15 protein-coding genes are annotated in these 15750 nt (G+C 71.8%); 10 read left to right on the forward strand and 5 right to left on the reverse strand.

The genetic code is table 11. The features are described from left to right. Window positions 1-28: 28 nt before the first annotated feature. Both B5D80_RS15290 and B5D80_RS15295 read left to right on the forward strand, forming a co-directional pair. Window positions 29-826, forward strand: a complete 798-nt coding sequence (locus B5D80_RS15290) for a hypothetical protein (RefSeq protein WP_088644544.1) — start codon at window positions 29-31, stop codon at window positions 824-826. Window positions 827-1297: 471 nt separating this feature from the next. Then, on the forward strand, window positions 1298-2548 hold the full coding sequence (locus B5D80_RS15295; protein ID WP_144081678.1) for an alpha/beta hydrolase: 1251 nt from the start codon (window positions 1298-1300) through the stop codon (window positions 2546-2548). Between the two features lie 195 nt (window positions 2549-2743). Here B5D80_RS15295 and B5D80_RS15300 read toward each other — a convergent pair whose 3' ends face one another. Then, window positions 2744-3376 carry a TetR/AcrR family transcriptional regulator gene (locus tag B5D80_RS15300; RefSeq protein WP_088644546.1) on the reverse strand — a complete coding sequence of 211 codons (633 nt, stop codon included), beginning with the start codon at window positions 3374-3376 and terminating at the stop codon, window positions 2744-2746. A 48-nt stretch (window positions 3377-3424) separates the two neighbouring features. Between B5D80_RS15300 and B5D80_RS15305 the strand changes: the two genes are divergently transcribed. Genes B5D80_RS15305 through B5D80_RS15315 form a run of 3 tightly spaced genes read left to right on the forward strand, consistent with a single transcriptional unit; the run spans window position 3425 to window position 5563 of the window. Next, on the forward strand, window positions 3425-4081 hold the full coding sequence (locus tag B5D80_RS15305) for a CatB-related O-acetyltransferase (protein ID WP_088644547.1): 657 nt from the start codon (window positions 3425-3427) through the stop codon (window positions 4079-4081). Next, window positions 4078-4995, forward strand: a complete 918-nt coding sequence (locus B5D80_RS15310; RefSeq protein ID WP_088644548.1) for a Vgb family protein — start codon at window positions 4078-4080, stop codon at window positions 4993-4995. Before B5D80_RS15305 ends, B5D80_RS15310 begins: the two co-directional genes overlap by 4 nt. A gap of 55 nt (window positions 4996-5050) precedes the next feature. After that, window positions 5051-5563, forward strand: coding sequence for an O-acetyl-ADP-ribose deacetylase (locus B5D80_RS15315; RefSeq protein ID WP_088644549.1), 513 nt, complete (start codon window positions 5051-5053; stop codon window positions 5561-5563). A gap of 157 nt (window positions 5564-5720) precedes the next feature. On the opposite strand, the gene B5D80_RS34325 is transcribed toward B5D80_RS15315, so the two are convergent. After that, on the reverse strand, window positions 5721-5897 hold the full coding sequence (locus B5D80_RS34325) for a hypothetical protein (RefSeq protein ID WP_245854609.1): 177 nt from the start codon (window positions 5895-5897) through the stop codon (window positions 5721-5723). Between the two features lie 349 nt (window positions 5898-6246). Between B5D80_RS34325 and B5D80_RS15325 the strand changes: the two genes are divergently transcribed. Next, a complete protein-coding gene (locus B5D80_RS15325; protein WP_088644551.1) occupies window positions 6247-7644 on the forward strand; it encodes a transposase in 1398 nt (465 codons plus the stop codon). Between the two features lie 115 nt (window positions 7645-7759). Here B5D80_RS15325 and B5D80_RS15330 read toward each other — a convergent pair whose 3' ends face one another. Continuing rightward, the gene (locus B5D80_RS15330) at window positions 7760-8701 is read right to left on the reverse strand and encodes an AEC family transporter (RefSeq protein WP_088644552.1); all 942 of its coding nucleotides are present in this window, start codon (window positions 8699-8701) and stop codon (window positions 7760-7762) included. A gap of 222 nt (window positions 8702-8923) precedes the next feature. On the opposite strand from B5D80_RS15330, the gene B5D80_RS15335 reads away from it, so the two are divergent. The 3 genes from B5D80_RS15335 to B5D80_RS15345 all read left to right on the forward strand — a co-directional run bounded on the left by B5D80_RS15335 (window position 8924) and on the right by B5D80_RS15345 (window position 10501). Next, window positions 8924-9370 carry an AAA family ATPase gene (locus B5D80_RS15335; protein WP_088644553.1) on the forward strand — a complete coding sequence of 149 codons (447 nt, stop codon included), beginning with the start codon at window positions 8924-8926 and terminating at the stop codon, window positions 9368-9370. Window positions 9371-9426: 56 nt separating this feature from the next. Beyond that, window positions 9427-9984, forward strand: coding sequence for a dihydrofolate reductase family protein (locus B5D80_RS15340; protein WP_088644554.1), 558 nt, complete (start codon window positions 9427-9429; stop codon window positions 9982-9984). A gap of 145 nt (window positions 9985-10129) precedes the next feature. After that, window positions 10130-10501, forward strand: a complete 372-nt coding sequence (locus B5D80_RS15345) for a tRNA-binding protein (protein ID WP_144081680.1) — start codon at window positions 10130-10132, stop codon at window positions 10499-10501. On the opposite strand, the gene B5D80_RS15350 is transcribed toward B5D80_RS15345, so the two are convergent. Next, on the reverse strand, window positions 10495-11454 hold the full coding sequence (locus B5D80_RS15350; protein WP_158224190.1) for a DMT family transporter: 960 nt from the start codon (window positions 11452-11454) through the stop codon (window positions 10495-10497). The genes B5D80_RS15345 and B5D80_RS15350 overlap by 7 nt on opposite strands. Before the next feature lie 150 nt (window positions 11455-11604). On the opposite strand from B5D80_RS15350, the gene B5D80_RS15355 reads away from it, so the two are divergent. Next, complete coding sequence (locus tag B5D80_RS15355) at window positions 11605-12576, forward strand: LysR family transcriptional regulator (protein WP_088644557.1); 972 nt, start codon at window positions 11605-11607, stop codon at window positions 12574-12576. On the opposite strand, the gene B5D80_RS15360 is transcribed toward B5D80_RS15355, so the two are convergent. Beyond that, a complete protein-coding gene (locus tag B5D80_RS15360) occupies window positions 12524-15736 on the reverse strand; it encodes a non-ribosomal peptide synthetase (RefSeq protein ID WP_158224191.1) in 3213 nt (1070 codons plus the stop codon). The two genes, B5D80_RS15355 and B5D80_RS15360, sit on opposite strands and share 53 nt — an antisense overlap. Window positions 15737-15750 lie beyond the last annotated feature (14 nt).

Genomic DNA, 15750 nt, shown 5'->3' on the forward strand with positions numbered 1-15750 from the left:
TTGGCGACACCTGCTGGAAGGAGACGGCGTGTCCCACTGGGACGACCTGCTCGGTCACGCGTTCGGCCTGCTGCTCGGCCGGCCGCTGGCGGAGTTCGACACGGCGGGCACGTACGCGGTGTTCCACTACGACGACGAGACCGCTGGCGAGGCGATCGAGGACCTCGATCCCGGAGAACTCGTGGCCGACGTCAACGGCAGGTCAGGCGACCTCGGCGGTGACTGGCTCCATCCGGACCGCTGGGTGCCGGACCTGGCCAGGTCGGCGTTCGTCGCCACGCAGGTGCGGCCCGCCGCGCTCCAGCCGCTGATCACCGCCACGACCGACGACGACCGGGCCGTGGTGTGGGGCAGGGACATCGGCCGGGCGCTGAAGGCCGGCTCGCTGAGTCTCGACGAGCTCACCCCCGACGGCTACCGGCGGTACCCCCATCTGCTCCTGCGGCCACGGACGGACGGCTCGCTGCTGGACGCGATGCGCGCGGCGACGTGGACGATGAGCGCTCCGGACGGCCTGAGCGACATCGGCGACAGTCTGGTGCGGCACGGGTACGTCGAGCCCGGGGTGAGTGTGGTCGACCCCCGTTGGGAATCGACCCTGGACCAGATCGGCGACGACGCACTCCGGCGGCACCTGCGCGGGCTGTGCCTCGACGCCCGGTGGGCACGGATGACCGGCGCGTACTACCTCGGCCCCGGTGACTGCCCAGGCGACCTGCAGCCGATCGCCGACCTGCCGGGCAGCAGCGTGATCGCCAGCTGGGAGTTCGGTGAGGGCCAGGGTGCCACGGCTGTCGTGCTCCTGAGCGAGCCTTCCGCCGGGTAGACCCGGCGTGAGGGTGAGGTCGCCCCGGTGATGGCGGACGTCGCCGGGCCGAGGTGCCCCCTGCACGGCGCGGGCCAGGCGCGGCGCGGCGGCGGGGTCGCCCCGGGTACGGCCGGGTGGGTGGTCATGACGTCGGAGGGGAAGGTCGTCACCGCCTGCCCCGGGGTGACCCCGGAAAACCATCTCTGACCCGACCGCACCGGCTTATTCTCGACCCGTAGGCACCGGGTCCGGAGGATCTCGCGGGGCCGGTCCGCTGACCCGTCACACCCGACGGCACGTCCTGACGACCACCGGGGGGCCTGCCGGTGGTGCGCGGACGCCGCGACGGCCACGTCGGTGGCGGTGGATGACCCCGCGGGAGCGGTCCCGGGAACTCACGACGACGGGAGCACCATGATCAGTTGCCCCATCGGATCACGCGGACGGCGTGGTCGGGTCCGGCGCGGACTTCCGGTCGTCGTGTTGCTGGTGGGGTTGTTGATCCCCGTCGCCCCGGCGTGGGGTGCCGATGGTGGCCCGACCGGTGCCGTCGAGATGGCCGCCGACGGGGACGTGGTCGGCACACCCACGCCGCTGCGTAACGTGCCGTCGGTGATCGCCGACGTGGCCGACGGCCAACTCGTCGTCTACCGCATGCCCGGCATCCGGGGCGGCCAGATCAACGCCACCGCCATGCTGTTCCTGCCCGCGCAGGCACCACCGGCCGGTGGTTGGCCGCTCGTGGTGTGGGGGCACGGCACCGTCGGGTGGGCCCCGGAATGCGCGCCGAGCGTGCAACTCCAGGAACACGGCCGGTGGGCCGACGGGCCGAACGCTCCCCTGCTGGCGTCCATCCTGAAGATGAACATCGCCGTGGTCGCCCCCGACTACGAGGGACTCGGCCCGGTGGCCGACGGCGTCCCGGAGGGGCACGGCTACTACGAGCTGTCCAGCGAGGGAAACTCGATGGTCTTCGCCGCGGTGGCCGCGCAGCGGCTCCTCGGTGACCAACTGTCGGGTCAGTGGGTGCCGGCCGGCTGGTCGGAAGGTGGCTTCGCCGCCCTGGCCGCCGCGTACTACTCCGACCGGGCCACCATCGCCGACCCCGACCTGGAGTACCGCGGCACCATCACCCTCGCCCCGGTCCCGGACGTGCCCGCCATGAACCGGGTCCTGTGGAACGACATCGCGGCGGCCTCGCGGTCCGGGCTCCCGCCGACGGAACACCAGATCGAGCAACTCGTCTTCGCCAACGCGGAGACCATCTACTTCACCAGGACCGAACGGTACGCGGGCTACGACATCGACCCCGCCACGATCTACGGCCCCACCATGCTGAGGTTCTACCGCGACAACTGGCGTACCTGCCTGGACGACCTCAACGCCCTGGTCAAACGGGACATCCAGCACTACCTGAACGCGTCGCCGGCGAACCGGCTGACCACCTACCCCGGCATTCGCGGCGACACCCCGAACGCCCTGCCCGAGAACAAGCGGTTCTACGCGGAGAACCAGGGCAGGCTGGAGAACTCGACGCTGCCGGGCTCGATTCTCTGGCTGTACGGCACCGACGACATCACCAGCCCGGCCACGGTCACCTACGACACCGTCAACAAGATGCTGATCAACGACAACGACATCAACCTCGCCGTCCTCGAAGGAGCCGGCCACTACGACGTGTCCGCCGCCGGCCAACCCCTGATCGAGGCCCGGCTGAGGCAACTGTTCGACATCACGTAGCGCCGCCTCGCCGGTGCGGCGTACCGGTTGCGGCTGTCCGTCACCGACGGCCCGCACCGCATCTACCAGTTGCCGAGGACGAGGCGGCCGGCGACGTTGTCGAGGTTGAACGACCCGCTGCTGTACCAGACACGGGCTGCGTAGTTGCCGTTGCGCCAGACGTAGTAGGAGAACGTGCCGTCGGACCTGCGCTGGCTACGGGTCGGCGAAAGCGCCCGCGCGGGCGGCGGTGGTCGCGCTGCGGGCGACACGGTCGGGAAGGTCCGCGTCCGTCGCCGCCCGCAGGAGTACGAGCTCGTGGTACAGCGGGGCGGTGGTGGCGATGAGCAGTCGGCGCGCATCGGTGCCCGCCGGGACCTCACCGCGGTCGACGGCGCGGCGGGTGATGTCCGCGCAGCGGTCGTACCGGCCGGCCCAGAAGGCGCTCAAGGCCCGGGCGGCCCGCTCCGACCGGAAGGACGCGGCGATCAGCGCGACGGTCACCGGGTCGGTGGTCAGGGCGGTGTAGACCTCGCGGTTGACCGCGACCAGGTCACCTTCGAGCGATCCCGTGTCGGGGGGACGCCAGGCGTCGGCACCCGCTTCGTTGAGGACGTCGGCGAGCAGGCCACCGACGTCCCGCCAACGCCGGTAGACCGTCGTGCGGTGGACACCCGAGCGCTCGGCGACCACCTCGATGCTCAGGGAGTCGTAGCCGTGCTGCACCAACTGGGCGAGCGCGGCGTCGAGGACGCGGCGGCGGACCGCCGCGCTGCGCCCGCCGGGTCGACGCGTGGGAGCGGTCACCAGCTCGTCGGGGTGATCGCTTGTCGGTCGTGGCGACGCCATGCCAGGATGCTATCGCTACAGCCGTAGCCTTAGCGAGCGAGGTTCCCCGTGACGCCCGACCCGACAGCCCTTCACCCGGTGGCGACGCATCCGCGTGTGGTGTTCCTCAAGCCGCTGGTCACCTCGCCCAGGATCGTCGTCGGGGACTACACGTACTACGACGATCCCGACGACGCGACCGGCTTCGAGCAGCGCAACGTGCTCTACCACTTCGGGCCGGAACGGCTGGTCATCGGCAGGTTCTGCGCGATCGCGGCAGGAACCCGGTTCCTGATGGCCGGCGGCGACCACCCGGTCGCCGGCCCGTCCACCTTCCCGTTCACCCTCTTCGGCGGCGACTGGGCCGAACGGACCCTCGACGTCGTGACCGCCATGCCCAGCCGCGGCGACACCGTCGTCGGCAACGACGTGTGGTTCGGCTACCGCGCCACGGTCATGCCGGGCGTACGCATCGGCGACGGGGCGATCATCGCGGCCGGTGCGGTGGTCACCACCGACGTCGCGGCCTACACGATCGTCGGCGGGAATCCGGCCCGACCGATCCGGCAACGCTTCGGCGACGACGACATCGACCGGCTGCGACGGGCCGCGTGGTGGGACTGGCCCGCCGACCTGGTCACCCGGCACTGCCGCACCCTGATGGCCGGCACACCCGCCGAGATCGAACGCATCGCCGTCGCCAACGGACTGGAGCGGACCCCGTGACCGTCGTCATCCAGGAACACCCGGTGACCGACGCCGGTAGCGGCCTGTACGGCGTCACCACCGGACCCGACGGCGCACTGTGGTTCACGCTCGCCCACAGCGGCCAGGTCGGACGTGTGGTCCCGGGCGAGGCACCCACCACCTACCCCGTCGACCCCGCCGGACAGCCCACGATCATCGTTCCCGGCCCCGACGGCGCGCTGTGGTTCACCGAGTCCCGGGCCCACCGCGTCGGGAGGATCACCACCGACGGCGAGACCACCCGGTTCCGCGTACCCGGCCGCGACGGCGGGCCGTACGGCATCGCGCCCGGGCCCGACGCCGCCCTGTGGTTCACCGAGATGAACGCCGACCGCGTCGGCCGGATCACCACCGACGGTGAGGTCACCGAGTTCCCGCTCCCGGTCACCGGCGCCTACCCGTCGGCCATCACGGCCGGCCCCGACGGCGCCATGTGGTTCACCATGAACCAGGCGAACGCGATCGGCCGGATCGACACCACCGACGGCACCGTCACCGTGCACCCGCTACCGACGGAAGCCGCCGCCCCGGTGGGGATCACCGCCGGCCCCGACGCGGCCGTCTGGTTCGTCGAGATCGCCGCCGGCCAGATCGGGCGGATCACCCCCGACGGCACGATCGACGAGTTTGCGCTACCCGACCGCGCCGGCCGCCCGCACGCCATCACTACCAGCGGCAGCGGCGACCTGTGGTTCACCGAGTGGGCGGGTAACCGGGTCGGCTCCATCACCACCGACGGGACGATCGCGGTCCACGACCTGCCCACCCCGCGCTCCGAGCCGCACGGCATCACCGTCGGACCCGACGACGCCCTGTGGACGGCCCTGGAGAACGGCACCCTGGCCCGCATCTGGTCGACCGACGGGCGGCCGCGTGCCGTAACCGGTGGTTGACGCAACAGGCGCGGTCGTGACGACACGGTCGTCCGATGTGTGCCAGGATTCTGCCGTGGTGACCATCGAGGTGGTGCTGGGCGACATCACGCGGGAGGACGTGGACGTCATCGTCACGGCCGCGAACGAGTCGCTGCTGGGTGGCGGTGGTGTCGACGGGGCGGTCCACCGCGCCGCCGGTCCCCGGCTGGCCCGGGCCGGGGGCGCGATCGGCCCCTGCCCGCCGGGTGACGCGATGCCGACGCCGGCGTTCGACCTCGACCCGCCGGTGCGGCACGTCATCCACACCGTCGGGCCGGTCTGGGAGGGCGGCGGACACGGCGAGGACAAGATCCTGGCCTCCTGCTACCGCAGGAGCCTGCAGGTCGCCGACGAGCTCGACGCCCGGACCGTGGCCTTCCCCGCGATCGCCACCGGTGTGTACGGCTTCCCCGCCGAGCGGGCCGCGCGGATCGCCGTGGCGACGCTCAGGTCCACCCCGACGAACGTGCACCGGGTACGACTCGTCGCCTTCGACGACGACACCCGGGACCACCTGCACGCCGCGCTGACCGCCTCGGCCGGCTGACCGGCCGGGACGAGGCGGTTCGCCATCCGGTGGTCGAGCGGTCCACCCGACTCCAGGACCGGCGTGTCGCTCCAGGCATCGACGGGGTCGTCGTACCGGTAGTCACGATGTCGCTGAGCACAGGCTCGCACCGGCACGGCCGAAGCGTCGTACCGGCTCACTCGTCTTCGATGTATCCGGTGCCGGGGTCGACGGTGTCCAGGAAGTCGCGGATGTTCCTGGTGTGCTCGTCAGGCGACAGGTTCGTCGTCGGGCTGACGCCGAAGCCGTAGCCGGGGTTCGGCCCGCTGACCCAGGCGTAGTCGGTGCCGCCGAAAGCGTTCGGCCTGAGCACGAAGGTCTCCCCATCGACCTCGATAGTGCGGGACGTGGCGTCGGCCGAACCCGCGGGTTCGGGGCGCAGACCGGGCACCGCCCCGGGGTTCGCCTTCCGGTCTCCACCGCCGTCGTCAGGGTAGATCGCCTTCACGCCACCATCATCGCGTGCCCATCCCCTCGGCGTACGCGTCCGGCCCCGGTCCGCTCGTGACGTCGACGGTGCCGGGGTGGGTGCCGAAGCGGATGCGGTCAAGCTGCCCGCAGGGGCAACCCGGACTGCCCGCAGGACCGGCCGGCGACCGGGGCACGGGCCGGCAGATCCGGCGCATGCTCGTGCCGACCAGCCCACCGACCGGGAGACAGGCGTGCATCCGCATCAGGACGTCCAGCCGGCGCCATGGCAACACACGTTCGCCACGACCTTCGCCTGGCTCGCCGAGCACGAGCCGGCGTACTTCCAGCGCCTCACCTGGGCCGAGACCCAGCAGAACGGCACCTGCCTGGCGATGTTCCATGCCTGGGCCGACGAGCAGGCCGCCCACACCGGCGTCGACCAGCTGCGCCGTAGCCTGGCCACGATCACGCTGCTCCAGCAGCACGCCAGCGGGCAACTGGACCGGGACCACCTCGTCGTCGCGCTGGTGGACACCGTCCGGCCGCCGTGGGTCGACCACCCCCTGGCGGTGGCGTTCCGGGAGGTCGATCCGACGCTCGTCGCGGAGTTCGCACAGATCGACGACATGTACGCGCTGGTCGCCCGGTTGGCGCAGGTGTTCGAGGTAGACACCGGGTTCACGTTCGCCCTCTGGTCGGTCGCCGCCGAGGCCCTCGCCGGCGAGGTCGCCGAGGCGTACCTGCCGTACTTCGCCGCGGCCTGCGACGAGCACCTGCAGCAGTGGTATCTGACCGCCACCGTCGCGCAGCCGGACCTGCCCGGTCAGCCCGGCGGCCCGGCACCTGACGGCGGCGACCAGCCGGCGCCCCGATGGCTGGACTACCTGGAACCGGCCCAGTTCCCGCAGGCGCTGGCGGACTGCCCGGACCTCGCCACCGACATCGCCGACTACAACACGCAGGCGTACGCGTTCAACCTCGCCGGGCCGTACCAGGAGGAGTACCGGTCGTCGGTGCACGATGCCATCGCCCGCGTCCTGGCCTGGTACGCCCACCGCCAACCGATGATCCTGGGTCGCCTCCAGGCGTTCGGCGGGCCGCAGGGGCAGCCCGACGATCCGGCGACCGCCCACCTGCTGGCCCTCGCCCCCGAGTGGGAGCAGCTCCGCCAGGCCTGCGGGCACCTCACCGCCGCCCTCGAACCCGGCTTCACCGGATATCCGCCGGCCCAACCGATACCGGTTCGGGAACAGATCGCGGCGGCGGCACGGGCCCGACTGTCGGCCAGGGAGAACCGGCAGGACGCGGCGGAACCGCCGAAACCTGTCGAAGCGCCGAGGGTCGTCGAGGCTCCGCGCCCACCATCACGCCGGCCCGAACGGGGCGAGCAGCACGGACGGTCACCTATGGGCGGCATCACCGACGAGCAGTGGCGGCAGGTCGCGGCGGTCCTGCCGGGCGGCAACTCGCAGCGGAGCCGGCTGTACGACCTCCGGCTGATCGTGGAAGCGATCTACCACCGCAAACGCACCGGCTGCACCTGGTCGAACATGCCGGCGCACTATCCACCCGGCCCGAGAGTCTCCAACTACCAGTCGACCTGGGAGCGTGACGGCACCATGCGCCTGATCGAGGCGATCCTGGGCTAGGCTGCCCCGGCCAGATTCTCCGGACCGGCTCGCCGGGCGACGATCGACAGGTCTGGCCGTCAGCGCCACGGTAGGTGTCGCTCAGCGTGGTTACCGGACGTCTCCGTCGACGGGCCTACCTGAGCAGGGCCGCTGCCGCGGCCAGGGTGGCCAGCGACAGTGTCGTGGTCAGCAGCACCGCGCGGCTGGTCACCGCCTCGCCTACGCCGTACTCCTGGCCGAAGATGAACGTGTTCTGCGCCGTCGGCAGGCCCGCGCACACCACCACGGCGAGCAACTGCGGCGCGGGCAGGTGCAGGGCCAGCCCTGCCGCGTACGCGACGGCCGGCTGCGCGACGAGCTTCAGCGCGGTGATCACGGCCAGCTCGGCCGGCGCGGCCCGACCAGCCGGCGCGGCCCGACCGTCGCGCGACGACGTCGGGTGGTGCAGCGACGCGCCGAGCGCGACCAGGGCGGCCGGAGCTGCGGCGCCCGACAGCAGGGTGAGTGTCGCGTCAACCGCCGACGGCAGCCGCAGGCCGGCAGCCGAGCAGGCGACACCGAGCAGGGACGCCAGGATCACCGGGTTGCGTACCGGCAGGGAGGCGATCCGGCGGACCCGTACCCGCCCGGCGGGGTCACCGTGCCGGTCCAGGGCGACCAGGATCACGGGTGCCACCACCAGTACCTGTAGCAGCACCACCTGCGCCAGGAACGCCACGTCGCCCAGTACCTGGGTGGCGATGGGGATGCCGAGGTTCGCCGAGTTGACGTACCCGGCGGCCATGCCCCAGATGGGCCGCTCGCCTGGTTCGCGGCCGAACAGCCGGCTCGCACCGAACCACCCGAACCCGACCACCGCGGCGGTGCTCGCCGCGAAGGCGAGCAGCGGGCGGCCGGCGAACCCGGACAGCGGCATCCCGGACAGCGCCAGGAACAGGGCGGCCGGCATCGCCAACTGGAACACGAACCGGCCGAGCACCGCGGCCCCCGCCTCGCCCAGCAGACCCCACCGGCACGCCGCGTAGCCGACGACGGTGAGAATCCAGATCGGCACGAACGCCGACACCAGACTCATCCGGGTGTCACCGGCGGGCGGACGTCGCGCCGGCCCAGGGACGGCAGGCATCGGGGGGCGATCCACCGCAGTTGCGCCGACGGGCAGGGTAGGGATCGTCGCACCCGATGGCGGCCGTCCCCGTGTGCCCCGCCATCAGCATCGCCTCGATCCGTGCCACTCCCCCGACACGATCGCCACGGAGGCACCGACTCGTGTCTGCTCCCTCGCTACCCTACGGACGTGGCGCGGGTACTGGTGACCGGCATGTCGGGCGCGGGCAAGACCACGGTCCTCGACGAGCTTCGCCGCCGGGGTTTCCGCACTGTCGACACGGACTACGGTGGCTGGGAACTGCCCGACGGGACCTGGGACGAGCCGCGGATGAGCCGATTGCTCGACCGGTACCACGATCTGGTCGTGTCCGGGACGGTGGAGAACCAGGTCCGCTTCTACCACCGCTTTCACCACATCGTTCTGCTCAGCGCACCGTTGGAGGTTCTGCTCCACCGGGTCACCCGCCGGACGAACCCCTATGGAAGAACCCCCGAACAGCAGGCGGAGATCGCCCATTACGTCCGGACCGTCGAACCACTGCTCAGACGTGGTGCCACCATCGAAATCGACGGGCGTCGGAGCGTTTCCGAACTGGCGGACACCATCGAGGTTCTGGTCCGGGAAGGGCGCTGACCGCGAATTGCCTGTCGCGCCCGGTCCGTGCGTCACCGGCGTTAGACTCGCCGGTCATGGGACTGCTCACCTTCGGCCTGAACATCACTCTGGACGGTTGCGTCGACCACCAGGAGGGGATCGCCGACGACGAGACGCACGCCTTCTTCACCCGGCTCATGGACGAGAGCGGGGCGATGCTGTGGGGTCGCGTCACCTACGAGATGATGGAGAGCGCCTGGCCGGCCGTCGCCCGCGGCGACCAGGAGGCACCGCCCGCCATGCAGGAGTGGGCGGCCAAGCTGGAGGCCAAACCCAAGTACGTGGTGTCGACGACGCGCACGGACTTCCCGTGGACCAACAGCCACCACGTCACCGGCGACCTGCGCGAGGGCGTGCAGAAGCTCAAGGACGCGACCCCGGCCGGGGTCCTCCTCGGCAGCGGCAACCTCGCGACCGAGCTGGACCGGCTGGACCTCATCGACGAGTACCGGATGCTCCTCCAACCCCGGATCGCCGGTCACGGCCCGACGCTGTTCCAGGGCGGGCTGCCCGGCGCACGCCGGCTCGAACTGCTCTCGGCGAAGCCGATGCGCAATGGTGTGGTGGCGGTGCATTACCGCCGCGCGGACTGACCACCGGAATCCCCGGGATCGTCCACCACCACCGGCGTGGCCGAGCGTGACGACCCGATAGAGTGGGGCCGGTTCGCTACCGAGCCTGGGGCCGCCGAATCCGCTACCGGGCGGTTCGGCACCGGGCGATTGGAAAGGACGGACGATGGCCGGAGCTGCTGCGGCGGTGAAGCCGCAGATCACTTTTGGCAAGTTCCAGAATGTCGATCTGCGGGTGGCACGGGTCCTGTCGGCACCCATTGCCGAGAACACGCGCTTCCCGTGCCGGGTGATCGAGTTGGATCTCGGACCGTTGGGCAAACGCGTCTCGGTCGGCCAGTACGCGCTGATCGGCGAGGACGAGCTGGTCGGCGCGAACGTGGTGGCGTGCGTCAATCTCGGTGAGCGCGAAATGGGCCCGTACGTGTCGCAGGCGCTGGTGCTGGGGGCTCCGCATCCGGCGAGCCCCGAGGGGCAGGCCCAGGCGATCCCGCTCGTGGTCGCCGGTGACGCCGTCCCCGGGGACGCCATCTACTGACGTGTCGCCGGCTCCCCGGCGTCCGTGCCGGCGCGGCCGACCACCGCCAGTCCGGCGACGATGGCCGCCATCCCGGTGAGGGTCCAGGGGGTGGCCTCCTCGCCGAGGACGAAGATGCCGAGTGCGCTCGCCATCAACGGTTCGGCGAGGCCGATGGCGGTGGCCGACGACACCGCCGTGGTCCGGAGGCCACGGATCCACAGCAGGTACGGCACCGCCGTCGCGCCGACGCCCAGCCACAGGGTGACACCGATCCCGTTCCACGCGGTCAGCCACGTGAAGTCGTCACCGGCGGAGAGCGCGACGATCGGCAGACAGGCGAAACCGAAGAAGGTGCCGACCACGACCCGCCCGTCGACCCCACGGGAGAGCAGCATCCGTCCGGCCACCGTGTACGTCGAGTACGCGGCGGCGGCGGCCAGCGCGTACAGCACCCCGGAGAGCCGGACCAGCACCGCGCCGCCTGGAACGGAGAGCAGCGCCAGTCCGGCGACGGTCATCGCGGTCCCGAGCGCCCAGACGCGGGTGAGCCTTTCCTTGATCGCCAGGCCGAGCAGGCCCGTGATCAACGGCGCGCAGCCGATCGCGATCAGGGTCCCGGTGGTGACGCCCGTACTGCGCACGGCGGAGAAGAACAGCGCCTGGTAGGCGGCGACCGAACCGACCCCGACCACGGTGAGCGCCCAGGTGGAGCGGGTCCAACAGGCGGCCATCCCGACGGTCCCACGGGAGGCCAGGGCCCACGCCAGCAGGATCAGTCCGCCCGTGCAGAGTCGGGCGGTGGCTATGCCGAGCGCGGACGCCTCGGACGGCGCGAGCACCTGGGCGGCGCCGGTGGTGCCCCACAACACGGCGGCGACCAGTACCAGGAGGGCCCCCTGCCGATTGGCGTCGGGAATCGGGGTGATCTGCCCGTCCGGACCGGCGTGGAGGGATGCGGTTTGATGATCCATAGTTGTGCCTGCTGTCTCTTGTACCGGAGCCATTGAACGGATCTTGAACCTGTAGTACCTTCAACACCGCCTCACTCTGAGTAGAGGCGAAAGACGCGGAAAGTAATCCCTCGGTGATGCACCTGGGCGCGACCGACAAGTCTGGAACCGATGTTCGATCTGCGGCGACTCCGCCTGCTTTCCCATTTCGCCTCCCTGGGCACGGTCAGTGCGGTCGCAAAATCGGCGCAGCTGACTCCCTCTGCGGTGTCCCAGCAGCTTGCGACCCTGGAAAAGGAAATTGGCATGCCCTTGCTGGAGCGCAAGGGCCGTCAACTGACCCTGACTGAGGCCGGGCGGGTGCTGGTCAGCAGCGCCGAGCGCATCTTCGCCGAGGTGGAGCGGGCCAAGACCGAGCTCGCGCATCTGCGGGACGGCGTCGAAGGCGTCGTGCAGTTGGCGTCCTTTCCGAGCGTCTCCCGACTGGTGGTCCCGCAGGCCCTCGCGTTCTGCGTGAACAAGAAACGCCCGGTCGAGATCGGCCTGCACGAGATGGAGGCCCACGAGAGCCTGCCGGCGTTGCGCCGTGGAGAGATCGACCTGGCGCTGATCGACGAGTACGACCCGTTGCCGGCGCTGGTCGAGCCCGGGACCGAGTTCACCCCCTTGTTCAGCGAACAGATGTGTCTCGTCCTCCCGACGAAACACCCGCTCGCCCGGCCGGCGCTCCCCATGACCGCGTACGCGGCCGAGCCGTGGCTGACCTGCCAGGTGGGCACCCTGTGCCACGCGGCCATGGTCAGCACCTGCGTCGACGCCGGGTTCACGCCCGAGATCGCGTACATGAGCAACGACTTCACCGTCATGCTGGCCATGATCGAGGCCGGTCTGGGCATCGGGTTCGTGCCGGCGATCACCATCGCCCAGAGCCGGTACGACGTGCGGTGCCTGGTGCTGGCCGAGCGCCCGTTACGCCGACGGATCTCGGTGGCGGTGCGCAGCGCCGCCCGCAGCCGGCCCACGCTGCGGCGGCTGATCAACGCGTTCACTGCGGTCACCGCCAATCTGGACGACACCATCAGGCTCGGCACTACCGTTGCGGGCCCGGCTGACGGTGGGCGGGGGACGGTGCTGCACCACTGACCGCCCCGGCGGCGCAGGCAAGCGCCAGCTCGTCCAGTACGGTCCGTAGGTGCGTCCGGAGGCGACGCGCCGACGACTCGTCCAGCCCGTCGGCGGGCGAGGGGGCCCAGCTCAGCCACACGGCCAACTGGTCGTCGAGGACCACGGCCGACACCTCCACCGGGTAGGGCCGCTCGGCACGTGGAGAGCGCGCCTCCCACGGCACGGGCGTGCCGTCGGTCCGGAACCGGTCGCCGGGCGGGCCGAGGTCACCCCGGCCCAGGTAGTTGAAGCAGACCAGAGCCGGCGGCGTCGCCCGAAGTGCCGCCGCCGTCCCCGCGTCGCCGGCGTGACGGCGCAGGACGCCGTAGCCGGTACCGCCGTGCGGCACCGCCGCCAACGCCGCCCGCGCGGGGGCCAACTCGGTGGCCAGGTCGGTCGACGGCGCGCTGGGCCAGGCAACCGGGAAGACGGCGGTGAACCACCCGACCACCCTGTCCAGTCGCGGCCACCGGTGCCGGCCGTGGGTTTCCAGGTCGAACGTCACGGCACCGTCCGGACGCCAGCGGGCGAGGGCGAGCCCGACGGCCGCCGCCATGACGTCGTGGACGCACATGCCGAGCCGGACCGGAGCCGGACCGAGCAACTGCCGGGTCGTCGCGGCCGGGACCCGGAACGTCAGGAGTTCTCCGGCCTGCTCGGGCCGGGCCGCGCCGCGCGCCGCCAGGCCCGGTGCCGCCTGCCGCAGGCGTAGAACGGAGAGCCAGTAGGCCGCCTCGTCGAGGTCCGTGCCGAGTGGCGGCAGGGCTTCGACCCAGCCCTGGAAGGTCTCTGCCTGCGCCGGAAGCGAGGGTTCCTCACCGCGTTCGAGGGCGTCCAGCGCGACCACCAGGTCGTCGAGGAGCACGTGCCAGGAGACGATGTCGACGACGAGGTGGTGGATCGCGACGACGAGGTACATGGCGTCGCCCGCCCGGTCGTGGATCAGCAACGCCCTCAGGTGGTCGCCGGTGGACGGGTCGAGGGACCGGTGCAGCCGGTCGACGGCGGCGTCGCGCTCGGCGGTGCCGGTCACGTCGAGGGTGCGTACCAGCCGGTCGGAGGTGATCCGGTCGTCGGGCACCATCCGCACCCCGGTCCCGTCGTCGACGAAGCGGGCGCGCAGGGCGGGGTGCGCTGCCAGGAGGTCCCGGAGCGCGGCCTCCAGGTGCGCCGGGGTGAGCGGCCGGAGCACGCGGAGCCGCACGAACATGTTCCAGTACGTCCGGTCCGTGCGGACCCGTTCGGTGAACCAGTCGTGGACCGGCGCCGTAGCCGTCGGGGCCGTGGCCGGGCGGGTGCCGCCGGACTCCGGCGGCACCGGTCGGGCCGGGGAGCTGCCCAGGTAGGCGACCAGGTCCGCCAGCACCGGGTGGGACAGGAACTCGGCCACGGAGATCGCCACGCCGGCCCGGCGTAGCCGGGCCACCACCCGCATGGCGAGGAGGGAGTCGCCCCCCTCGTGCAGGAAGTGGCTGTCGTCCGTCGGTGGCGGGCCGCCCAGCGCCTCGGTGAAGCAGCGGCGGACCAGCTCCGCCACCGGGGTGTCCTGTCGCAGCGGGGTGACCGGCCGGCCCCCGGGCGACCGGGGGGTGGGGGCCGACGGGTGCAGCCGGGCCAGGGCCAGCCGGTCGGTCTTCCCGTTGGACAGCAGGGGGATGCTCGCCACCGGCACGAGACGGGCGGGGAGCATGCGTCCGGGCAACCACGCCGCGAGCGCGGTACGCAGGCCCGTGGTGGTGAGGTGACCCGTCGGGTCGAACTCCACGAAGGCCGACAGTTCGGGGGCCCCGTCGGGGTCCCGTTCCCGTACGGTGACCGCCACCGCGCGGACGCCCGGCACATCGAGGATGGCGGACTCAACCTCGCCGAGCTCGATCCGCTGTCCTGCGATCTTGATCTGGTCGTCGACCCGGCCCAGGTAGAGCAGGTCCCCACCGGGCAGGCGGCGGACCAGGTCACCGGTGCGGTAGACCCGGTCGGTCCGCCCCTCACCGAGGTCGACGTGGTGGAACCGTTCCCGGGTGCGTTCGTCGTCGTCCAGGTAGCCGTCCGCCAGGCTCTCCCCGCCGATGTGCAGCTCGCCGGTCTGACCGTCGGGCACCGGCCGTCCGGCGTCGTCCAGGACGTAGCACCGGACGTTGTCCAGCGGCCGTCCGATCGGGACGGTGGCCTGCTCCGCCAGGGCGGCGGCGTTCTCGGGCACCGCCCGGTAGGCGGTCGCGTACGCGGTCTCGGTCGGGCCGTAGAAGTTGTAGAGCGGTTCCCGGCGGACGCTGTGGAAGGCCCGTTGCAGCGCGACCGGCAGCTTCTCGCCGGTGCTCATCACCGCCCGCAGGGACGTGTTCCGGACGAACGCCCCGGTCTCGGTCAACGCCCGGAGCTGCGCCGGGACGGTGTGCAGGACGGTGACCCGGTAGTCGTCGACGGTCGCTGCGAGCAGGTCGGGATCGCCCTCGGCACCGGGGGGCGCGACGACCAGACAGGCCCCGGCGGCCAGGGCGGAGAACATCTCGTACGCGCTCACGTCGAAGGTCAGCGGTGTCTTGAGCACGAGGGTGTCGTCGGGCCGTAGGCCGAAGGTGCGCACGCAGGCGCGGACGTTGTTCGCCACCGCACGCTGGCTGAGCCGCACGCCCTTCGGAGTTCCCGTGGAGCCCGAGGTGTAGAGGATGTGTGCGGTGCCGTCGGGGGTGGCGTCGCCCGACGACGGGGCGTCCGTCGTGGACGCCTCGGCCTCCACGAGCAGGTCGTCGAGGGCGACGTCCTGCCCGGGGCCGGGTGGTGCGGTGTGCCCACCTGCGGTGACCAGGAGGTGGACGCCGCTGTGCCGGCGGACGTATGCCAACCGCCTGACCGGGTGGCCGGGGTCCAGCGGGACGTAGGCCGCGCCCCGGCGCAGGACCGCGAGGACGAGCGCCACGCACTCGGCCGACCGGGGCAGCAGCAGCCCGACCCGGGTGCCGGGGCCCACCCCGCGTTCGCGCAGCACGCCGGCCAACCGACGGACCCGCCGGTCCAGCTCGGTGTAGGTCCAGCTCCGTCCCGGGCCGCGCAGGGCGCAGCGGTCGGGATGGGCCTGCACGCTTCTGCGCAGCAGCGTGTCGACCGTCCCACCGGTGGGCGTCTCGTTGCCAGGCACGGCCCAACCTCCTG

The sequence above is a fragment of the Micromonospora wenchangensis genome (genome assembly GCF_002210435.1).
Taxonomy (GTDB): domain Bacteria; phylum Actinomycetota; class Actinomycetes; order Mycobacteriales; family Micromonosporaceae; genus Micromonospora; species Micromonospora wenchangensis.

What these genes read in the sequence shown, in the direction of transcription:
- B5D80_RS15345 (WP_144081680.1), top strand. Translation starts at nt 10,130, where the DNA reads ATGGCCGGAGCTGCTGCGGCGGTGAAGCCGCAGATCACTTTTGGCAAG.
- B5D80_RS15330 (WP_088644552.1), bottom strand. Translation starts at nt 8,701, where the DNA reads ATGAGTCTGGTGTCGGCGTTCGTGCCGATCTGGATTCTCACCGTCGTC.
- B5D80_RS15355 (WP_088644557.1), top strand. Translation starts at nt 11,605, where the DNA reads ATGTTCGATCTGCGGCGACTCCGCCTGCTTTCCCATTTCGCCTCCCTG.
- B5D80_RS15350 (WP_158224190.1), bottom strand. Translation starts at nt 11,454, where the DNA reads ATGGATCATCAAACCGCATCCCTCCACGCCGGTCCGGACGGGCAGATC.
- B5D80_RS15300 (WP_088644546.1), bottom strand. Translation starts at nt 3,376, where the DNA reads ATGGCGTCGCCACGACCGACAAGCGATCACCCCGACGAGCTGGTGACC.
- B5D80_RS15340 (WP_088644554.1), top strand. Translation starts at nt 9,427, where the DNA reads ATGGGACTGCTCACCTTCGGCCTGAACATCACTCTGGACGGTTGCGTC.